The organism is Frankia sp. QA3 (assembly GCF_000262465.1).
Taxonomy (GTDB): Bacteria; Actinomycetota; Actinomycetes; order Frankiales; family Frankiaceae; genus Frankia.
The window spans coordinates 2,124,756-2,145,392 of record NZ_CM001489.1 but is presented as its reverse complement, the minus strand read 5'-3'; the positions used below and the strand labels follow the sequence as shown (position 1 = coordinate 2,145,392).

14 protein-coding genes and 1 pseudogene are annotated in these 20,637 nt (G+C 72.7%); 12 read left to right on the top strand and 3 right to left on the bottom strand.

Features of this window, described 5'->3' with window-relative positions:
• Window positions 1–150: 150 nt before the first annotated feature.
• Window positions 151–268, top strand: a pseudogene (locus FRAQA3DRAFT_RS34760) (IS5/IS1182 family transposase); the annotation flags it as partial.
• An 85-nt stretch (window positions 269–353) separates the two neighbouring features.
• Here FRAQA3DRAFT_RS34760 and FRAQA3DRAFT_RS08740 read toward each other — a convergent pair.
• The 3 genes from FRAQA3DRAFT_RS08740 to FRAQA3DRAFT_RS08730 all read right to left on the bottom strand — a co-directional run bounded on the left by FRAQA3DRAFT_RS08740 (window position 354) and on the right by FRAQA3DRAFT_RS08730 (window position 4,767).
• Window positions 354–1,127, bottom strand: coding sequence for a FadR/GntR family transcriptional regulator (locus FRAQA3DRAFT_RS08740; protein WP_009738706.1), 774 nt, complete (start codon window positions 1,125–1,127; stop codon window positions 354–356).
• A 1,246-nt stretch (window positions 1,128–2,373) separates the two neighbouring features.
• A complete protein-coding gene (locus FRAQA3DRAFT_RS08735) occupies window positions 2,374–3,831 on the bottom strand; it encodes an EAL domain-containing protein (RefSeq protein ID WP_232291976.1) in 1,458 nt (485 codons plus the stop codon).
• Window positions 3,832–3,912: 81 nt separating this feature from the next.
• Window positions 3,913–4,767, bottom strand: a complete 855-nt coding sequence (locus tag FRAQA3DRAFT_RS08730) for a LysR family transcriptional regulator (RefSeq protein WP_035920708.1) — start codon at window positions 4,765–4,767, stop codon at window positions 3,913–3,915.
• A 799-nt stretch (window positions 4,768–5,566) separates the two neighbouring features.
• Between FRAQA3DRAFT_RS08730 and FRAQA3DRAFT_RS08725 the strand changes: the two genes are divergently transcribed.
• From FRAQA3DRAFT_RS08725 to FRAQA3DRAFT_RS08675, 11 genes are all read left to right on the top strand, one after another.
• A complete protein-coding gene (locus FRAQA3DRAFT_RS08725; protein ID WP_009738702.1) occupies window positions 5,567–6,421 on the top strand; it encodes a lysophospholipase in 855 nt (284 codons plus the stop codon).
• A 46-nt stretch (window positions 6,422–6,467) separates the two neighbouring features.
• The gene (locus FRAQA3DRAFT_RS08720) at window positions 6,468–7,640 is read left to right on the top strand and encodes an LLM class flavin-dependent oxidoreductase (protein WP_009738701.1); all 1,173 of its coding nucleotides are present in this window, start codon (window positions 6,468–6,470) and stop codon (window positions 7,638–7,640) included.
• Window positions 7,637–8,872, top strand: coding sequence for an acyl-CoA dehydrogenase family protein (locus tag FRAQA3DRAFT_RS08715; protein WP_009738700.1), 1,236 nt, complete (start codon window positions 7,637–7,639; stop codon window positions 8,870–8,872). Before FRAQA3DRAFT_RS08720 ends, FRAQA3DRAFT_RS08715 begins: the two co-directional genes overlap by 4 nt.
• Before the next feature lie 131 nt (window positions 8,873–9,003).
• Entirely contained in the window at window positions 9,004–10,674 is a 1,671-nt protein-coding gene (locus FRAQA3DRAFT_RS08710) for an ABC transporter substrate-binding protein (protein ID WP_009738699.1), read from the top strand.
• A 69-nt stretch (window positions 10,675–10,743) separates the two neighbouring features.
• On the top strand, window positions 10,744–11,694 hold the full coding sequence (locus tag FRAQA3DRAFT_RS08705; RefSeq protein WP_009738698.1) for an ABC transporter permease: 951 nt from the start codon (window positions 10,744–10,746) through the stop codon (window positions 11,692–11,694).
• A gap of 14 nt (window positions 11,695–11,708) precedes the next feature.
• A complete protein-coding gene (locus FRAQA3DRAFT_RS08700; protein ID WP_009738697.1) occupies window positions 11,709–12,770 on the top strand; it encodes an ABC transporter permease in 1,062 nt (353 codons plus the stop codon).
• The gene (locus FRAQA3DRAFT_RS08695) at window positions 12,767–14,473 is read left to right on the top strand and encodes an ABC transporter ATP-binding protein (RefSeq protein ID WP_009738696.1); all 1,707 of its coding nucleotides are present in this window, start codon (window positions 12,767–12,769) and stop codon (window positions 14,471–14,473) included. The genes FRAQA3DRAFT_RS08700 and FRAQA3DRAFT_RS08695 overlap by 4 nt, the downstream gene beginning before the upstream one ends.
• A 61-nt stretch (window positions 14,474–14,534) precedes the next feature.
• The gene (locus FRAQA3DRAFT_RS08690) at window positions 14,535–16,445 is read left to right on the top strand and encodes a rhodanese-like domain-containing protein (protein WP_009738695.1); all 1,911 of its coding nucleotides are present in this window, start codon (window positions 14,535–14,537) and stop codon (window positions 16,443–16,445) included.
• On the top strand, window positions 16,442–17,878 hold the full coding sequence (locus FRAQA3DRAFT_RS08685; RefSeq protein WP_009738694.1) for an FAD-binding oxidoreductase: 1,437 nt from the start codon (window positions 16,442–16,444) through the stop codon (window positions 17,876–17,878). Before FRAQA3DRAFT_RS08690 ends, FRAQA3DRAFT_RS08685 begins: the two co-directional genes overlap by 4 nt.
• Before the next feature lie 130 nt (window positions 17,879–18,008).
• Entirely contained in the window at window positions 18,009–19,322 is a 1,314-nt protein-coding gene (locus FRAQA3DRAFT_RS08680) for an MFS transporter (protein ID WP_009738693.1), read from the top strand.
• A 519-nt stretch (window positions 19,323–19,841) separates the two neighbouring features.
• Window positions 19,842–20,615, top strand: a complete 774-nt coding sequence (locus tag FRAQA3DRAFT_RS08675; protein WP_009738692.1) for a thioesterase II family protein — start codon at window positions 19,842–19,844, stop codon at window positions 20,613–20,615.
• Window positions 20,616–20,637 lie beyond the last annotated feature (22 nt).

Sequence of the window (20,637 nt, the reverse complement as noted above, 5' to 3'; positions counted from 1 at the left end):
CCTGGCCGGGCCCGACTGCCGCTGCTTCGGATTGTCGTCCGTCGGCGTATCGGGATGCCTTCGCCTGGCGCTCCCGTCCGGCGCGGGGTGGCCGTTGATGGCGTCCTGGTTCGGTGTTGGGCTGCGGCGGGGAGCCTTGTCGGCTGGTGCGCGGACTCCCGGGGCTACGACGCCGGCAAGAAAAGTCGACGGCCGCAGGCGGTCCCTCATCACCGACACTTTCGGACTCCTGCTCGCCGTCCTCGTCATCCCCGCCGCCGTCCAGGAGGGTCTGGCCGCGAAAGTCTTCGAGAACGGTCGGCGCGCCGACGCCGTATGCCGCGGTGAGCCTTGGTCGCCGTCATGGACGACGGTCAGGAGAACAGATCCACCGGCTGCGTCGAGTGGCTGCTCGGATACGACATCTGCGACCGCCAGTGGGCCTCGGCCCCATCGGCGTCGCCGGCCTCGACCAGCTTGTACAGCTTGCGGTACGACCGCAGCGCACGGCGTCGCCCGGTCCTGTCGGCAGCCTGGCCGGACCGGCGGGAGTGCTGGGTGACGAGCTCGCGCAGCAGCCGGGCGAAGATCGCCAGGGATGCGTTGCCGGCGTGCTCGAAGATTTTCTCGTGAACCGCGGCAGCGGCCCCGCTGAACGTGGCGCCCTCCTCCCCGGCCGCTGCCGCGGCGGTCTCGATGACGGTCTTGAGCTCCGCGAGCATGCGCGGGTCCCGGTTGCGGGCCAGCCGACCGGCCATCTGCGGCTCGATCACCGCCAGCGCCGCGTACACGTCGGTCATGGCGACACCCTCGATCTGGAGCAGCAGCGCGAACAGCCGTGTCAGGTGTTCCACGGTCGGGGTCGTCACCCGGGGTCCGCCGTGCCGGCCGCGAACAACGGTGACCAGGCCTTCGGCCTCCAGGATCCGCAGGGCCTCCCGCAGAGTCGTCCGGGCGATGCCGAAGATCTCCATCAGCTGGTCCTCGGGCGGAAAGCGATCGCCTGCCTTCAGCTCGCCACGCGCGACCTGCGACCGGATCGAGGCGGCCACGACCTCCGAGGTCCTGGCGTTGCGCGCCGCGCGCCTCGGGACGCGCAGCGGATCGGCGGCCTTCGTCGCCGGATGACCGACGGAGAACGGGGGCATCACGTCTCCTTGCGTGCCATGAGTGGAACCAGGTCCAGATCAACAGGTGCTGCTTTACCTTCTTTACCTGATGGTCGTGGGGCGGATCGGGGGTGGGGCGTCCCCTGCCCGGCCCGGCGGGCCTCGCCGCCAACCAGAGCAGGCGTGCATTACCGTCCCGCGCCCGCCGCCATCTTGTGTGTTTTCCCGTGCGACTCACGTCCGCCGACTGCGGGCCGGAGTCCGGGCGGATGAGTCGTCGCATGGACGGGCGTCGCGTCCGGAACCTCATCGGATCTCCTTTTGTTGCGAGAGGGCATCGGTGAATACCGTCCTCGATATCGCAGGTTTTCCCGGGTCGTTTTCATGCATCCGGCGTCTGTCTGGCCCGAGAGCCAACGGCGGCCCGCCGACCCGGCGCCGCGCAGGCACCCAGTGCCGCAGGGACGGTCATGGCGGACGAGCCGCGAACACCCAACCGCGGCCCCGTGGCCTGTCCAGATGGCACCCGTGCGATGCGGAGGCCAGCATCGGCGACGGGACGGGCGCCGAGTCGGCACGGACCCGCGGGCCCCTCCTGGCGGGATGGGGCTCTGCCGTCGGGGCCACGCGGAACGGGCGAGCCCGCGGGTTTGACAAGACGCCCCGATGAATCCGCAGTGGACGCCTTCCCGTGTGGCGATGAATGCATGAACGCAGATTAGACGAGCCCCGCCGAGATGTCGAACCGTCGTTCCTGTCCTTGTGGTTTCGGTCGTAAGAATGTCTTTTCTTGGTGTTGTGGTCGCCACGTGGTCGAGAATTCGAGCGAGCGGAGGAGGGCTAGGAATGGGCCTTGACAGAGACTGGTTCACGGGTAATGTTCGGACCACGCCGACAAAGTCGCTCGGCTGGTGGCGGGCATCTCTGAGGCGCATGGGAAAGATGAAGACGCAAGTAGGCTTGCGTGTCCTCCGCCGAGTTCGGTGGATCGCGGCCTCGGTCATGTCCGGGAGATGCTGCCGGCAGCCCGATTCCTGGGTCCCCAAGGGGGATCAGCCCGACCAGGCGGACAGTGCGTCCAAGCCGTCGCGCTCCAGCGGCCCGTAGCCGGCAACCCCGACACCCCGGCGTCGGGGTGGTTCACCTCCACCGACGTTCACCCGTCTACCCGAAGCCGACAAGAGGTGGCTACGGACTGATCATCTACCAGGAGGTAGACGTGCACTCGGCAAGCGTCCGGGGGGAGCCCCCCGGAGATCTTGGGATCATCGGCGGCCCCCGGCCTTCACCAGTGGGGCGCGGCGGTACGGTCCGGCGGCGTCCGATCCTCAGTCGGTGGCGAGCCGCCGCGGGCAGCAGCCGTGCCACCCCTGGCCCGGCGGCTGGAGGGAGCGCCCGTGTCCGGTGCTGGCGCGGGCTTCCCGTCCAGTGGGCGGCCGCGTGGGCCGGGGCCCGCGGGCTTGGATGGTTCGGGGCGGACGTTGCGTGGCCAGGCGCCGGATCGCCGCGTGTCAGGCCGCAGCCAGGCCGCCTCCGAGGGTGGGCTGGGCTGGCCCAGCAGATAGCCCTGGCCGTAAGGGATGCCTGCGCCCATCGCGGTGGCCAGTTCCGCCGGAGTTTCGATGCCCTCCGCGACCACGGTGCCCCCGATCTCGCTGGCGACCTCGACCAGTCCGCTCGCGATGGCACGGCGGGCGGCGTCGGTGTCGATGCCACGAGTGATGACGCCGTCCAGTTTGATGATGTCTGGGCGCAGGTGCAGGAGCTGCTCCAGGCCCGCATAGCCGGTGCCGATGTCGTCGATGGCGATGCGGACACCCCGGCTGCGCAGCACCTCCACGGCCAGCAGCAGGTGCCTGTCGGTTCCAATATGCTCGTGCTCGGTGATCTCGACGACGAGCCGGCCGGCCACCGAGGCCGGCAGGAGGTCCAGCAGGCCGGCGGCGATGGTGGACGGGGAGGCGTTGACGGCCAGCGTGAGGTCGGGGGGCAGCACGGGCAGGACGGCGAGCGCTCGCTCGATTGCGAGCCGTTCCAGCTCGGTGCTCAGACCGACGGTGGCCGCATCGGCATACCAGCGCTGCGCCCCACCGACGAGATCCGGGAACCGGGACAGTGCCTCCACCCCGATGATGTGCTGATCCTCGAGCCGGAAGATCGGCTGAAAGATGATCTGGGGGCCGCCGCTGTCGATGAGGTCACTGACCTCTTGCCAGATCTGGCGCCGCCGCTCCCACATCTCGTGCAGGTCGAGGACGGCGTCGCTGAGGAACGCCGCCAGCAGCCGCAGGAAGCGCCCGTCGCGTTCGGGGCTGCCCGGGCGGGCCCGGTGCCCGACGCAGCAGAGGATGCCGTACACCCGGCCCTCGCTGTCGACGATGGGCACCGCGGTGTAGGAGCCGATGCCCCGCTCGCGGACGTCGCAGTTGCCGGCGAGGCACGGATCCGCCAGGGTGTCCTCGACGGTCTCCGGCAGCTCGCCGGCCAGCACCAGCCCCAACAGAGATTCCTGCCGGCTAATCGTTGCGCCCGCGCAGAACCCGAACCCGTCAACGTCCCCGCGCAGCACCTGCAGGACCAGGTGCTCGTCGTCGATCCTGGCCAGCGCGGCGAGGTCCATCCGCAGCTGACGGCGCAGGATGTCGAGCAGATCCGCCACCACCGTGTCCGGTTGGGACAGTTCCGTCGCAGCGGCGGGCATCGCCAACGCGGGCACCATCCGGACCACCTCCACGGTGGGCATGCCCACCGTGACCCGCAGTCATGCCAGACAGTCTCGTCGACCAGCTGGGCGGCGGGCGGCTGCCAGGGGTCGGGGCCGGCGTCAGGCCAGCGCGGCGACGACGGTGTCGCCGATGAGCTCTGCGAGCTGGGGTGGCGCACCCCGCCGGGTCCGGATGTGCAACGGCTCGGGGTCGACCGGGGGCAGGTCGTCGCGCCGAACCAGGCCAGGCGGGACCGGGCCGACATCGGCGAGCAGCGCCACCCCGACTCCAGCTCGGGCGGCCTGCAGCACCCCGGCGAGATGACCAGCCTCGCCGACCACCCAAGCGGTACGGCCGACCCGCGCCAGCGTGCTCAGCGCCTGGCTGCGGATGGTGCACGGATCGTTGATGGCGACCAGGGGCAGCGGGCGCTCCGGTGGCGGCGGCGTCCAGCCGGCCGCCGCGTACCAGGCCAGTGGCAGGGCGCCGGCCGGCCGGGACGCGGCGGCGCGGGCCGAGCCGATCAGCACGGCGACATCGACCGCGCCCTGGTCGAGCGCCTCGGTGAGGCGGGCGCCCCGGTCGAGGCGGAATTGCACGCGCGCATCCGGGAACCCGGCGGTGAGCGCCGCCATCCACAGCGGGAGCAGATGATCCGCGGCGTGCTCGGTCGCGCCGACGGTGATGGTGGACGGCCGGGCCGGGGCACCGACGCCGAGCTGCTCGAGCGTGCCGTCGTGCAGGGCGAGAATCCGCCGCGCCGCGGCGAGCAGGAGCTCACCTTCGTGGGTGAAGCGGGTGGCCCGGCCGTCCGGCTCGACCAGCGGGCGCCCGACCGTTTTCTCCAGCCGCCGGACGTGCTGGCTCACGGCAGACTGCGAGACGCACAGGCTCTCCGCAGCCCGCCGGAAGCCGCCACTGTCGGCGATCGTGATGAGGCTGCGCAAAGCGGTTATGTCGAGCACGGAGGACACAGGGCGCACGATAACACGAACCGATCGCGAATCCTGATCGGTACGATCGCGGATCGGCGTTGGACAACCGCAGGAAAACCCACGATTCTCATGGACATGGTCGGCATGTCGCGCGCAACCCGGTTCGGGCAGGTCAACGCCCCTCGTGCCGGCTGTGCCGTCGCCATCCCGCTACCCCGGCGGATGTTGACTCGTCGACGGGTCGTCGACTTCGGCATCCTCGCGTCGTCCTGTTGTCGCTGCCTCTGACGCGACCCGCACCGCTGGCGCCAGCCGGATCCGGGCACTACCCAGGCCCCGCCTGACTGCGTCGGCGCGGGGACGCCCCAGCCGGCCGGACGGCCCTCTCCTACCGGGACCGTCGCGCCTTCCTGTCGAGCGTCCCGGCTCGCCGCGATATGTGGCGCCGCCGCCCTAGACGCAGGTCAAGCCCCGATCCTCGCACTGCGCGACAGCGTGGCGGGCATGGGCTCACCGGCAGCCCGGGGCATAAGCGGTGCACGTCCGCCCGCGCTCCCAAGCCTCTCCAGGTAGGGCGTTTCCCGCCCTACCACTGCCCACCCCCAGCCCTCCGCCTGTCCTGCCGCCCCGTGCCCTAGCTACCCGGACGGGGCTGACTGTCCGTACCTGACCCGCGCGCCGACAGCCCGCAACCCCGGTGTCCTCGCACCCTCCGAGGTCGGCGCCGTCGGCACCCCGCGTGCACCCGCCAGCACCATCTGCCCTGCCACCCGCATCCCGACCGCACACGCATCCCCCTACCGGACCGAGCCCCCACTCCCGGACGAAGGACGCCCCGATGACCTCCGCCCAGCTCTCCACCGCCCCCGCGCCGGCCCCGACCATTGCCGCGTGGGACAACCCGCCCGCCGTCGCCCCGCGTGGGACGATCATCCTGGTGGTCGGGCGAGGCGAGCATCCCGGCATCTATGAGCGGTTCGGCGCCCGGATCGCGTTCGACGGCTACCGCGTGCGCGTGATCGGCGACCCAACCCTCGACGCCGACGCGGTGACGGCAGACATCCGTACGCTGCTGAGCGATCCCGACCTGCCCGCGCCCCGGGTGCTTGCGGGTTCCGACGGGGGTGCCGCGTTCGTCGCCGCCCTCGCGGCGGCGGGGGCTGTGCAGGCCGACGCACTGCTGCTCGTGGGCCTGCCGACGGCCGCGGACAGCCGGCCGGCTCCGGCGGGCAGTGGACCCGCGGCCGCGGATGATGTGGCGGCCGCCGCTTCGGCCGCAGCGGGGGGAGCTGCGGCGGGAGGACAGGACGCCGACGGTGAGGGCATCTGGGCGGCCGAGCTCGCGGCGCGTACGGCCTGCCCCACGCATCAGGCGCGGCTGAGCGCTGATCCGCACCTGCGCCGCGGGGGCCTGGACACGCCCGTGCCGCCGGCCTGGCTGGCCGACGGTGATCTGGGCCGGGTGAACGTGCCGGTACTGGGCCTGCACGGCACGGCGGATCTCGTCAGCCCGCTCGGCCAGGTGCGCGCCCGCTACGCGGCGGCGCCCCGGGCCGAGCTGGTCACCATCGACGGGGGCAAGCACGACGCCCTCAACGACGCCACCCACCGCACCGCCGCCGCGGCGGTCGTGCTGTTCCTCGAACGCCTGAGGCTCGGTAGCGATCTGCCTGCCATCGCGCGCTGGTCGTGACCTGCCCCCACCGCCCCCGCGCCTGACCGCCTTCCCGGAGGACCTGATGCCCGTCGAGTTCATCAGCGCGATCAACATCAACCAATCCAACGAGCTCAACCGGCTCGGGCAGACCGACATCGATCTGCCGTTCTTCAAGCGGTACGCGCGCGCGCTGGACGAGGGCGGCTTCGACTACACGCTCGTGGCCTACAGCTCGTCGTTCCACGACCCGTTCACCCTGGCCTCCGCGATCACCCAGCACACCGAGCGGGTCAGGCCCATCGTGGCGCTGCGGCCCAACACGATGTACCCGACGGTCGCCGCCAAGCAGCTCGCCACCCTGGACCAGCTCAGCGGCGGCCGGGCGGTCGTGCACTTCATCGCCGGTGGGGACGACCGTGAGCAGGCCCGCGAGGGCGACCGGCTGAGCAAGACCGAGCGTTACGCCCGGCAGTCGGAGTACATCGACATCCTGCGCAAGGTCTGGACCTCGACGACTCCGTTCGACCACGCCGGGACGTACTACTCGTTCGAGGACTTCGTCTCGCTGGTCCGGCCGGTCAACGGCACCATCCCGGTGTCGGTCGGCGGCTCCTCGGCCGAGGCCTACCAGGTCGGTGGCGCCAAGGGCGACATCTTCGGGCTGTGGGGCGAGCCGCTGAAGGAGACCAAGCAGCAGATCGACGCGGTGTACGAGCAGGCCCGCCTCGCCGGGCGCAGCGACACCCCGCGGATCTGGGTCACCTTCCGGCCGATCATCGCCCCGACCGAGGAGCTCGCCTGGGAGAAGGCACACCGCATCCTGGGCGTCCTGCAGGGCAACGGCGGGATCGTCCACAAGGGGTTCCGGGTGGGCGGCAACGCCACCCCGGCCAACGTCGGCTCCCAGCGGCTGCTGGCCGCCGCCGCCCGCGGTGACGTGCACGACCGCGCGCTGTGGACCGCCACCGCCAAGGCGACCAACGCCGCCGGCGCGTCGACGGCCCTGGTCGGGACGCCGGAGACGGTCGCCGCGGCGATCCTCGACTACGTCGACCTCGGCGCCGAACTCGTCTCGATCCGCGGCTACGACAACTTCAACGACGTCGTCGACTACGGGCGGTACGTGCTGCCACTGGTGCGCCAGGAGCTGGCCCACCGGGAGGCGACGGGCCGGCGCGGCGAGGTCGTCCCGCTCGACGCGGGCCTCGCCCAGCAGGAGCTCGTCGGCGCGGCCGGGACGCGGGTGGCGTCATGACCGCCCCGTCCGACGTGATCGCGCCGTCGAGCGCCGAGGCCGGGTCCGTGCCGGTGGGCGAGGCCGTGCCCGCGGCGCCGCTGCCCGAGGTCGACATCTCCGACGAGGCGCTGGCCCGGGTCGGCGCCCAGATCGCCGCCACTGCCGAGGAGTACGACCGGTCGGGAGAGTTTCCCTGGAAGGGCGTGCAGGCCGTGCACGACGCGGGCCTGCTACGCCTGGGCATCGACGCGCGCTACGGCGGGCGGCCGCTGAGCCCGACCGACAGCATCCGGGTGTTCGAGGCGCTCGGTAAGGGCGACCCGTCGGTGGCGCTGGTCTCCGCGATGACCGTCTTCCAGCACGTGCTGCAGGCCCGGGACCCGTTCTGGCCCGAGGAGCTCTACCGGAAGGTCGTCGCCGACTCGCTCGATCGGCCGGTGCTGCTCAACGCGATCCGGGCCGAGCCGGAGCTCGGCGCCCCGGCCCGCGGCGGCCTGCCGGCGACGAAGATCCGGCGCACCGCCGACGGCTGGGTGATCAACGGGCACAAGGGCTTCGCGACCAGCTCCGAGGGGCTGAGCTACCACCTGGTGTGGGCGGCCACCGAGGACGACGACCCGCTGCTCGGGCACGCGATCATTCCCGCCGACTCGCCCGGCATCGAAATCGTCCGCACCTGGGACCATTTCGGACTGCGGGCGAGCAGCACCCACGACGTGATCTACCGCGACGTCGAGGTGCCCGCCGCCAACTTCCACGGGGTGCCCGCCTCCGCCCAGACGCCGGACGCCGGGTTCGCCGCCGTCGGGATCGGAGCGACCGCCCTCTACATCGGGGTGGCCCGCGCCGCGCAGGAGTTCTTCCTGCGGTTCGCGCACGAGCGGGTCCCCACGGCGCTGGGCCGGCCGATCGCCACGACCGAGCGGATCCAGACGATCGCCGGGGAGATCGAGGCGCAGCTCGTCGCTGCCGAGGAGATCGCCTTCGGGGTGGCCCGCCGCTTCGAGGAGGGCGCACCGCAGGCGGCGGAGCGTTCCATTCTCGCCAAGCCGCTCATCGCCCGGGCGGCGATCACCGCGGTGCAGACCGCGGTCGCCGCCATCGGCAACCCCGGCCTGACCCGGCGCAACCCGCTCGAACGCCACCTGCGCGACGTCCACTGCGTCCGGGTGCATCCGCCGCAGGAGGACACCGCGCTGCTCATCGCGGGCCGGCGCGTCCTGGCCAACGCCGCACCCGCCGCCGGCTAGCCGCCGCGGCCCTGCCCCACGAACCCGCCACACCCGAACCCGTCACACGAACCTGTCCGTCGGGTCTCGAAGTCCGTTCTATCCGTCCTATCCGCTCGTCGCGGAACGTCACAAGGGGGAGCACCATCACCATGACCACGTCGCACCGTCATCGAACGAGGCGACGGCTGGCCGCTACAGCCGTCTCCGTCCTCGCGGCCGTGTCCCTGGCGGCCTGCGGGAGCGGCGGCTCCTCCGGCCCCGGCACCTCCGCGGCCGGCGGCGCCCAGGACGGCAAGCCTGTCCCCGGCGGGCGCCTGAAGATCGCCTTCTGGTCGGACTTCCAGGCCTGCATCGACCCGAACCAGGTGTACTGGATCGAGTCCCGCAGCATCGACCGCAACCTGGCCGACTCGCTGACCGACCAGGACCCGAAGACCGGCAAGATCGTCCCCTGGCTCGCCACGAGCTGGACGGTGAACCCCGACGCCACCTCGTACACGTTCAAACTGCGCAACGACGTGACGTTCAGCGACGGCACCAAGCTCGACGCGACCGCGGTCAAGACGGCCTACGACGGGCTGCACGACCTCGGCGCCAAGTCGACGCTCGGCCTCACCTACCTGGCCGGCTACAAGTCGACCACCGTCGTCGACCCGTTCACCGTCAAGGTCGACTTCGCCACCCCCAACGCCGGGTTCCTGCAGGCGACCTCGACGACGACGACGGCCATCCTGTCGCCGGCGACCTACAAGGAGACCCCCGAGGCGCGCTGCGCCGGCAAGATCGTCGGCTCGGGCGAGTTCACCCTCGACAGCTACTCGGCCGGCAAGTCGGTGAAGCTCACCAAGCGTGCCGGCTACGCCTGGCCCAGCTCGCTGATCACCAACAAGGGTGAGGCGTACCTCGACGGCATCGATGTCAGCTACATCGCCGAGGACAACGTCCGGGTCGGCAGCCTGACCAGCGGCACGATCGACATCGCCTGGCCGCGCCAGCCGATCACCTCGGCGGACCAGGAGGTCATCAAGGCCTCCGGCGGCACCATCCAGACCCGCGCCCTGCCCGGCATCATCGGGCTGCTGGTCCCGAACGTCACCGCCGGCCGGCCGCTGGCCGACCTGCAGGTGCGCAAGGCGCTGTACAAGGCGCTGGACCTGCCCAGCTACGCCAAGACCGTGTACTGGGACGGCTACCCGGTGGCCAAGAGCTCGGTGACCTCGACCACCCCGTACGCCGCGGACCAGTCCGCCAAGCTCGCCTACGACCCCACCGGGGCGGGCAAGCTGCTCGACACCGCCGGCTGGGCGCTGGGCTCCGACGGCTACCGACACAAGGACGGCAAGAAGCTGACGCTGACCTTCCTGACCAACGCGGCCGGCCCCGGTGAGCAGCTCGTCCAGGACCAGCTCAAGAAGGTCGGCATCGACTACCAGATCAAGGTCGTCACGGCCGCGCAGCTCACCCCGACCGGCAACGCCGGCGACTGGGACCTCTCCGGCGGCTACCTGACCCGGGCGGACCCGAGCGTGCTCGGCTCGACGCTGGACCAGGCCGTGTCCAAGTCGTATCAGGCGAAGTACTCCCAGGACCCGGCGACCGGGGCGAAGATCAGCGCGCTGTTCGCCAAGGGGCTGTCCACGGTCGACCCCGACAAGCGTGCCGCCGCCTACCAGGACCTGCAGGACGCCCTGATCGACAACGGCGTGGCCTTCCCGCTCTACGACCGGCTGCAGACCGCCGGCGTCTCGGCCAAGGTGCACGGCTTCGCGTGGACCTCGGAGAGCTTCCTGCGCGCCAACGACATCTGGCTGTCCAAGTAGGAATCCCGCACCCAGAGCCGGAACCACCACCGTGGGACCGGAACCCGCCACCGTAGGACCGGTACCCACATGCCCCGTTATCTCGCCGGTAGGTTCGCCCAGGCACTGCTCGTGCTCTGGGCGGCCTACACGGTCACCTTCATCATCCTCAACGTTCTCCCCAGCGACCCGATCACCCTGCAGCTCAGCGCCGGCGGCGCCGACATCAGCCAGCTCACCCCGGCGCAGCTGCACGACCTCAAGGCGCACTACGGCCTCGACGACCCGATCGTCGTGCAGTACTTCCACCACCTGTGGGGCGCGCTGCACTTCGACTTCGGGATGTCGCTGACGCAGAACGTCTCGGTGGGCTCGCTCATCAGCGACAAGCTGCCCTCGACGGTCACGCTCACCGCCGTCGCGGTCGCGGTCATGCTGGTGTTCGGCCTCGGCATCGCCTTCCTCGCCACCTACGTCCAGTGGGGTCCGGCGCGCACGTTGCTCGCCCGGCTGCCCGCCGTCGGCGTCTCACTGCCGCAGTTCTTCGTCGGGCTGCTGCTCATCCAGGTCTTCTCGTTCTCGCTGACCTGGCTGCCCGCGACCGGCACCGACGGCTGGCGCAGCCTGGTGCTGCCGTCGATCACGCTGGCCCTGCCGGGCGCGGCGATGCTCGCCCAGCTGCTCACCCGCAGCCTCGGCGACACCTGGCAGGAGCCCTACATCGTCACCGCCCGCGCCAAGGGCCTGTCCCGCTGGACGATCCAGGTCCGGCACGCACTGCGCAACGCCTCGCTACCGGCGCTGACCCTGCTCGGTGTGCTCGTCGGGTACACCGTGGTCAACGCGGTCGTCGTCGAGACGGTGTTCTCCCGCAACGGCATCGGCCAGCTCGCGCAGCAGGCGGTGCTCGGCCAGGACGTGCCCGTCGTCCAGGCCATCGTCCTGATCGCGGCGGGGCTGTTCGTCGTGGTCAACCTGCTCGTCGACCTGCTCTACTCGCTGCTCGACCCGCGCGTGGCACGCGCGGGTCGAGCGGCCTGAGGGGGACCGCACCGATGCCCGACAAGATCCTCTCCCCGAAGTCCCACCACGTGCCCGACCGCGGTCCCGACCTCGTCGCGGCGCCGGAGCGGCGCGCGGCCGAAGCCCGCGCCGCGGCCGCGGCCGGGCCACCGATCGCGCCGGTCGCCGTCACGACCGATCTGTCGGCGGCAGGCGGCGTCACGGTGTCGACCGTTGCCCCCGCGCCGGCACCGGGTGACGCCGGTGCGGGCGGGGAGAATCGGCGACGCCGGGACGACCTGTTCGCGGCGGCCGGACCGCTACTGCGCCGCCCGGGATTCGTCCTCGCCGCGCTGTTCGTCGCCTTCGTGATCGTGTCGGGCCTCGTGCCCTCCCTGTTCACCTCCTACAAGCCGTCCGCGACGTCGGGGTCGGACAAGCTGAAGGGGCCGAGCCTGGACCATCTGTTCGGCACCGACGAACTCGGCCGGGACCTGTTCAGCCGGGTCCTGCACGGCTCCACCCTGACCATCAAGGCGACCGGCGGTGCGGTGCTCATCGCCATCGTCGCCGGGCTGACCATCGGCGTCGTCGCCGGCTTCTTCGGCGGCTGGGTCGACAGCGTGCTCATGCGGATCATCGACATCCTGCTGGCGATCCCGATGCTGCTGATGGCCCTGGTGATCGTCACCGCGCTCGGCTTCGGCCTGCTGCCGATTGCGATCGCCGTCGGGGTCACCATCACCCCGACCTTCGCCCGCACGACCAGGGCGGAGGTGCTGCGGGTGAAGGAACAGCCCTACGTGGAGGCGGCGCGCACCGGCGGCGCCTCCTGGGGACGGGTGCTGCTGCGCCACATCCTGCCGAACTCCTGGGGGCCGGTTTCCGTGCTCGCGGTGCTCGACTTCGGCACGGCCGTGCTGGTCATCTCCAGCCTGAGCTTCCTCGGCTTCGGCACGCCGCCGCCGGCCGCCGAGTGGGGCACGCTGATCTCCAACGGCCGCAACTTCCTCATCACCAGCCCCTGGTTGTCGCTGCTGCCCGGGCTGTTCGTCGGCCTGGTCGTGTTCAGCCTCAACCACATCGCCCGGACCCTCGAGGAGATCAAGCGATGAGCACCGACGCGGCGCCGGACGCGCCGGTCGCCGACCAGTCGGGCGGCCCCATCGTGGAGCTGTCCGGGCTGTCCGTCGGCTACCGGCAGCGCGGCCGCACGACCCTGGCGGTCGAGGACGTCGACCTCACGATCGCCGCGGGCGAGACGGTGGCCGTCGTCGGCGAGTCCGGCTCGGGCAAGACGACGACGGCGAACGCGGTCCTCGGGCTGCTGCCGTCGAGCGGGGTGATCACCGCCGGCCGCATCCGGATCGCCGGCACCGACGTCACCGGCGCACCCGACCGGGTGCTGCGCCCGTTCCGGGGCAACGTCATCGGGCTCGTCCCGCAGGACCCGATGGTCGGGCTCAACCCGACGATGCGCATCGGCGGGCAGATCGCCGAGGTGGTGCGCCGCCGCGGCGTGGACAAGCGGCTCGTCGGCGCGGAGGTGCTCGAGGCCCTGGAACGCGCCGGCGTGGACCGGCCGGCGGTGCGCGCCCGCCAGTACCCCGACGCGCTCTCCGGTGGGCTGCGCCAGCGGGTGCTCATCGCCATCGCGATCGCCGGCCATCCCCGGCTCATCGTCGCCGACGAGCCGACCAGCGCGCTCGACGTCACCGTGCAGCGGCGCATCCTCGACCATCTCGCCGGCCTCGTCGCCGAGACCGGCACATCGCTGCTGATCATCACCCACGACCTCGGGGTCGCCGCCGACCGGGCCGACCGGGTCGTGGTCATGCAACGCGGGCGCATCGTCGAGCAGGGCGAGCCCGCGGCGATCCTGCTGCGCCCTCAAGAGCAGTACACCCGTCAGCTCATCGCCGCCGCCCCGGCGCTGTCGCACGCCGGCGGCGTCGTGCCCCGCTTCACCGACGTCACCCCGGCACCCGAGGTGCTGCGCCTGGACGGGGTCGGCAAGGACTTCCGGCTGCCCCGCACCGCCAGCGGTGAGCGCACGTTCCGCGCCCTCGACGACGTCAGCCTGTCCGTACGCGCCGGGCAGACGCTCGGGCTGGTCGGCGAGTCCGGCTCCGGCAAGACGACCGCGCTGCGCATCGCGATGGGCCTGGAGAAGCCGACCCAGGGACGGGTCCACCTCGACGGCGTCGACATCACCGACGCCGGCTGGTCGAAGCTGCGCCCGCTGCGGCGGCGCTTCCAGCTCGTCCACCAGAACCCGTACTCCTCGCTGGACCCGCGGTTCACCGTCGCGCAGAGCATCGCCGAACCGCTGGTGTCGTTCCGGGTCGGGGACCGGGCCAGCCGCGCCGCCCGGGTCCGCGAACTGCTCGACCAGGTGGCGCTGCCGGCGGCGTTCGCCGACCGCCGGCCGGCGGAGCTCTCCGGCGGCCAGCGCCAGCGGGTCGCGATCGCCCGCGCGCTCGCCCTCGAACCCGAGCTGGTGTTCCTCGACGAGCCGGTCTCGGCGCTCGACGTGTCCGTCCAGGAACAGATCCTCACCCTGCTGCTGCGGCTGCAGACCGACCTCGGGGTCGGCTACCTGTTCATCTCCCACGACCTCGCGGTGGTCGCCCAGCTGGCCCATCACGTCGCGGTGCTGCGCGCCGGGCGGATCGTCGAGAGCGGCCCCGCCGAGAAGATCCTCACCGCACCGGCCGAGGAACACACCCGCGAACTGCTCGGCGCGGTCCCCGGCCAGCGCTTCGCCGCCGATCTCGCCGCCGCCCCGGCCGGGGCGGCGCCTGGGACCACGCGGTGAATTCACCCGACACGAATCCACCGACACGAATCCACCAGACACGACAGAAGGGATCCGGGCGATGAGCCGCCGGTACGTTGTCATCGGAGCCGGCGCGGTCGGCGCGACCATCGCCGCGGAGCTGCATCTCGCCGGCATCGACGTCGTCGTCGTCGCGCGCGGCGCCAACCTCGAGGCACTGCGCGCCCACGGGCTGCGTTACATCCGCCCGTCGGCCACCGACGGTGGGCCCGCCGACGTCCGACACCTGAACCTGGCGGTGGCCGGCGGGCCGGACGAGGTGGAGCTGCGCTCCGGCGACGTCCTCGTGCTCGCCACCAAGTCGCAGGACTCCGAGGCCCTGCTCGCGGCCTGGGCCTGGCAGCCGGTCGACGGCGGGCGCACCACGGCGGCCGAGGCGCTGCCCGTCGTGCTGCTGCAGAACGGCATCGAGAACGCCCGCACCGCGCTGCGCCGCTTCGCCGTCGTCATCGACGCGATGGTGCTCAGCCCGTCGTCGCACCTGCGCCCGGGGGAAGTGATCTCCCCGGCGGCGCCGCTCGTCGCCGGCTTCCTGCTGGGCCGCGCGCCCGGCGGCGGCGTCGGCGACCCGGTGGTCGAGGAGATCGCCGCCGACCTGCGCCGCGGGGCGAGCGCCGTGCGGATCGTCAACGACATCGGCCGCTGGAAGGCCGGCAAGCTGCTGGGCAACCTGGCGTACAACCTCGACGCGCTCTACCCGCCGAGCCCCCGGCGCGACGCCGCGTCCGCCGAGCTCGTCGTCGAGGCGCGCCGGGCGTTCGACGCCGCCGGCATCGAGACCGCGGACCTGCGCCTGGACGGCGGGTTCGACCCCACCCAGCTCGTCATCCACGACATCCCCGGCTTCCCGCGCCAGGGCAGCTCCACCTGGCAGAGCCTGGCCCGCGGCGGCTCGGTCGAATCGGACTTCCTCAACGGGGAGATCGTCCTGTTGGCCCGCCTGCACGGCCTGACCGCCCCGGTGAACGCAGGCGTGCAGCGGCGCATCGCCGTCGCCGCCCGCCTCGGCACGCCGCCGGGCGGGCTCGGCGACGCCGACCTCGGCGAGCTGTTGGCCGCGGGCCGCACGGCGGGCGGGCCGAGGTCGGGCCGGCAGCCGGGCGGCGAGGTGCTCGTCGACGCCAAGGCGCTGCACGACGAGCTTGCCTCGGCGGTGCCGCCGCTGCTGCTCGACGTCCGCTGGGCGCTCGGCGACCCCCACGGCCACGACCACTACCGCGAGGGGCACCTGCCGGGCGCCGTCTACGTCGACCTCGACACCGAGCTCGCCGCCGCCCCCGGCGGTACCGCCGGGCGCCATCCGCTGCCCGAGCTCGCCGACCTGCAGCGCGCCGCCCGTTCCTGGGGGCTGACCGCCGGGCGCCCGGTCGTCGTCTACGACGACAACGGCGGGCTGTCCGCAGCCCGGGCGTGGTGGCTGCTGCGCTGGGCCGGCGTCGCCGATGTCCGCATCCTCGATGGGGCGCTCGGCGCGTGGCGCGACGCCGGCCTGCCGATCGAGACCGGGGAGATCATTCCGCTGCCCGGCGACGTCGTGCTCGAGGCGGGGCACCTGCCCGTCCTCGACGCCGACGCCGCCGCCGCGGTGGCCCGCGACGGGATCCTGCTCGACGCCCGCGCACCCGAGCGTTACCGCGGCGAGGTGGAGCCGGTCGACCCGCGTGCCGGCCACATCCCGGGGGCGGTGAGCGCATCGACGGGGGACAACCTCGACACCGCCGGCCGGTTCCTGCCCGCCGCGGAGCTGCGCGCCCGCTTCCTCGCCCTCGGCGCCTCGGCCGGCGGTGGCTCGGCGCAGGCACCGATCGGCGTGTACTGCGGGTCCGGGGTGACGGCCTCGCACGAGATCGCCGCCCTCGCCGTCGCCGGGTTCGACGCGGCGCTGTTCCCGGGCTCCTGGTCGGCGTGGTCGTCCGACCCTGCCCGGCCGGTCGCCACCGGGCCCCGGTGAACGCCACGCCGCCCCGACCGTCCGCAGCCGGCATCGCCCCGCGGGCCCGCGTCGCCGGCCCGGCGGATGCGGACGTGATCCGCGCGGACGCCTTCGCCGTCGCGCTGCCGGTCGGCCGGTGGAGCACCGACCCGGCGGTCGTCGACGCGCACCGCCTCGACCGCTCGGGCTGGATCCCCGACGGCCGCCCGCTCGGGGTGGCGTTCGCCCGAGAGGTCTCCGACGTGCAGGCGGTGCTGCGGGTCGCCGTCGCCCGCGGGGTGCCGGTGACGGTCCGCGGCGCCGGCACCGGCCTGGCCGGCGGCGCTGCGGCCGCGCCGGGTGGCGTCGTGCTGGACCTGTCCAGGATGGACCGCATCCGCGAGCTGTCCGTCGACGACGCCGTCGCCGTCGTCGAACCGGGCGTGATCACCGCCGATCTCGACGCCGCCGCCCGCGAGGTCGGCCTGTGCTACGCGCCGGACCCGGCGAGCGCGGCGATCTCCACGATCGGCGGGAACATCGCCACCAACGCCGGCGGGCTGCGCTGCGCCAAGTACGGCGTGACCCGCGAGTCGGTGCTGGGCCTCGACGTCGTCCTCGCCGACGGCGAGCTGATCAGCACCGGGCGGCGCACCGTCAAGGGCGTCGCCGGCTACGACCTGACCGGCCTGTTCGTCGGGTCCGAGGGCACCCTCGGCGTGGTCGTCGGCGCGACCGTGCGGCTGCGGCCGGCGCCGCGGTCCACCGTCACCCTCGCCGCCTTCTTCGACACGGTCGCCGCCGCGGTCGAGGCCGTCACCGCCCTCGGCGCCGCCGGGATCGTCCCCGCCGTCGCCGAGCTGCTCGACGCCCGCACCGTGCGGGCCGTCGACGCGGCCACCGGCAGCGACCTGGCCGCGCACGGAGAGGTGTTCCTGCTCGTCCAGACCGACGGGTCGGGCGCAGCCGAGGAGGCCGACGCCGCCGAGGCGGTCCTCGCCGAACGGGCCCGGCTGGTGCGGCGCTCCGCCGACGCGGCGACCGCCGAGACGCTGCTCGCCGCCCGCCGCGCGGCGCTGCCCGCCCTGGAACGCCTCGGGCGGGTGCTCATCGAGGACATCGCCGTGCCGCGCGGGCGGCTGGCGCAGGCCGCCGCCCGCGTCGCCGAGATCGGCGCCGACACCGGGGTGGAGATCTTCACCCTGGCACACGCCGCCGACGGCAACCTGCACCCGATCATCGTCGTCGACCCGGCCGAGCCGGAGATCCCGCCGCGGGCGTGGGCGGCCGCCGAGCAGATCTTCGCCCTCGCGCTGGAGCTCGGCGGCACCGTCACCGGCGAGCACGGCGTCGGGGTGCTCAAACGCCGCTGGCTGGCCACCGAGCTCGGCAGCCGCAGCCACGATCTGCAGCGCCAGCTGCGCCGGGTCTTCGACCCGACCGGCATCCTCAACCCCGGCCGCGCCCTGTAGCACCCGCGCCCGGGCGAAACCGGGGAGTGGGCCCGCCGGGCGTCGACTTCCGCGACGATGGTGGTGATGAGGGTGACGGTGCCACGACGGCGAGGAGCGGATCATCGACGGCGTCTTCCGGTCGCTGCAGGTGTACAACTTCCGGCTCTTCGCCGGGGGGCAGGTGCTCTCCGTCACGGGCACGTGGATGATGTTCACGGCCCAGGACTGGCTCGTGCTGTCGCTCAGCGGCGACTCGGGGACGGCGCTCGGGCTCGTCACGGCGCTGCAGTTCACCCCGATGCTGCTGCTCACCCTCTACGGTGGGCGGCTTGCCGACCGCCACGACAAACGCCTGCTGCTGACCGGCGCCAACCTGGTCGCCGGCCTGCTCGCCCTGGCGCTGTCGCTGCTCGTGTTCACCGGCGCGGTGCGGCTGTGGCAGGTCTGCGCGTTTGCGTTGGCGATCGGCCTGGTCAACGCCATCGAGACGCCGACCCGGATGGCGTTCGTCAGCGAGCTGGTCGGGTCCGAACTGTTGCCCAACGCCTCCGCGCTCAGCGCCGGCTACTTCAACATCGCCCGGGTCGTCGGCCCGGCCGCCGCCGGCCCGCTCATCGCCGGCTTCGGCACCGGCCCAGCGATGGCGATCAACGCCGGAAGCTATCTGGCCACCGTCGCCGGCCTGCGCCTGATGCGCCCGGCGGAGATCCACCGCCACGCCCGCTCCGAGGCCGCCCCCGGCATCGTCGACGGGCTGCGCTACGTCCTGGGCCGCGCCGACCTGGTGGTCGTGCTGGGCCTGGTCGCCATCGTCGGGCTGTTCGGCATGAACTTCCAGCTCACGGTGCCGCTGTTGGCCCGCACCGTGTTCCACGCCGACGCGGCCTCCTTCGGCCTGCTCACCACCGGGCTCGCCGCCGGCTCGCTGGTCGCCGCGCTGATCACGACCGGCCGCCGCAGCCGCCCGTCGGCCATGCTGGTGATCGGCTCGGCGTTCGCGTTCGGCGTGCTGGAGGCGGCGACCGGCGTCGCGCCGACCTACCCGGCGGCGATCGCCCTGCTGGCGCTGACCGGCTTCGCCACCCTGTACTTCTCCCAGGCGGCCAACCACCGCATCCAACTCGGCGGCGACCCACGCTACCGCGGCCGGGTGCTGGCCCTCTACACCCTCATCCTGCAGGGCACGACGCCGCTGGGCAGCCTGGGAGTCGGCTGGCTCGCCGAGCACCACAGCGCCCGCGCCGGCTTCTACGTCGGCGGCCTCGTCTCCGCCGCCGCCGCGCTCGCCGCCTGGGCGGCGGACCGCTGGTGGGCACCCGGGCCTGCCGCGTCCACCGCGCCTGCCGCGTTGACCGAGTCCGCCGAGTTCGCCGCGCCGCCTGTCGTCCTGCCGGCCCGCGCCGCCTCGCCGTGGGAGACGGCGGAGCAGCTTCCCGCCCCGCCGCCCGCCGGCGGCCACTGATCCGCGCCCGGCGCGCCCGAACCCGGGACTATCGCGATGATGGCGTCGAGGGATGAACGTGGCCTTCGGGCCGCAGCTGGTGCCGACCTTCGGCGAGTTCCCGTGCGTTCCCGTTCCCCAACCGGTCACGCAAAGATACGAAGACCGGTCGGTCGGTGCCGGTCCTGGCCACCCGGCGGTCGGCAGATGCTGGAGGTTAATTCTGGTTCGCCTGCCCGCAACCCGTCATCACCCTCCAGCAATTTCCAGCGTAACCACTGGGAACGGACCACCCAGGAGCTCGCACGCACCACCCCTTGATCGCAAACGGGTATGCGCTCCGGTCTGCCGTAAACCGCGTGTCGTAGGCGCCGCCCAGCGAAACGGGAGATGTGCCAAAACACTCAGCCGCGCCCACCAGCGGACGCGCGCAGCATACGGTGAAAGCATGGCAGCTCCCTTGGCCGGCAGCTCCCTTGGCCGGGGTGAAACGAACGCGTCGCAGATCTGTCCTGCAGCGCTGGGGGAAGGCGTGTGGCGATGACCGTGTCCGTTGAGGCCGACCGGTGGCTGCGGCGATTTCATCCGGGTCCGCCCGACGCCCCGCGGCTGGTGTGTTTCCCGCACGCGGGTGGGGCGGCGAGCTCCTATCTGCCGATGTCGAAGGCATTGTCCTCGGTCGCCGAGGTACAGGCGGTGCAGTATCCGGGTCGGCAGGACCGGCGGGCGGAGCCGGCGCACACGGCCATCGCGCCGCTGGCCGACCGGATCGCCGAGATCCTCGCCCCCCTCACCGACCGGCCGCTGGCCTTCTTCGGGCACAGCATGGGGGCGGTCGTCGGCTTCGAGGTCACCCGTCGGCTCGCCGCGGCCGGCGGACCGGTGCCGCTGGTGCTGTTCGCCTCCGGGCGCCGTGCGCCGTCGGCCGAACGGTTCGAGACCGTCCACCGCCGCGACGACGCGGGCTTTCTCCGGGAGATGCGCGAGCTTGGGGGAACCGATCCGCGGGTGCTCGCCGATCCAGAACTCGTCGAGATGGTGCTGCCGCCGACCCGCGCCGACTATCAGGCGATAGAAACGTATTTCGCGTCGCGCGACGCGGTGATCAGTACTGCGGTCGTCGCCCTGGTGGGAGATTCCGATCCCAAGGCAACACTCGCCGAGGTCGAGCTCTGGCGCGAGCACACCACCGGTTCCTTCGAGCTGAAGGTGTTCCCCGGCGGCCATTTCTACCTGTCCGACCAGCAGGGCGCCGTGGTGGCCGCGGTGGCGGCGGGGCTCGCCGCCGCGCGCGACGCCCGTCCGACGCCCTGAGGTCGCCCGGACGACCAGCCAC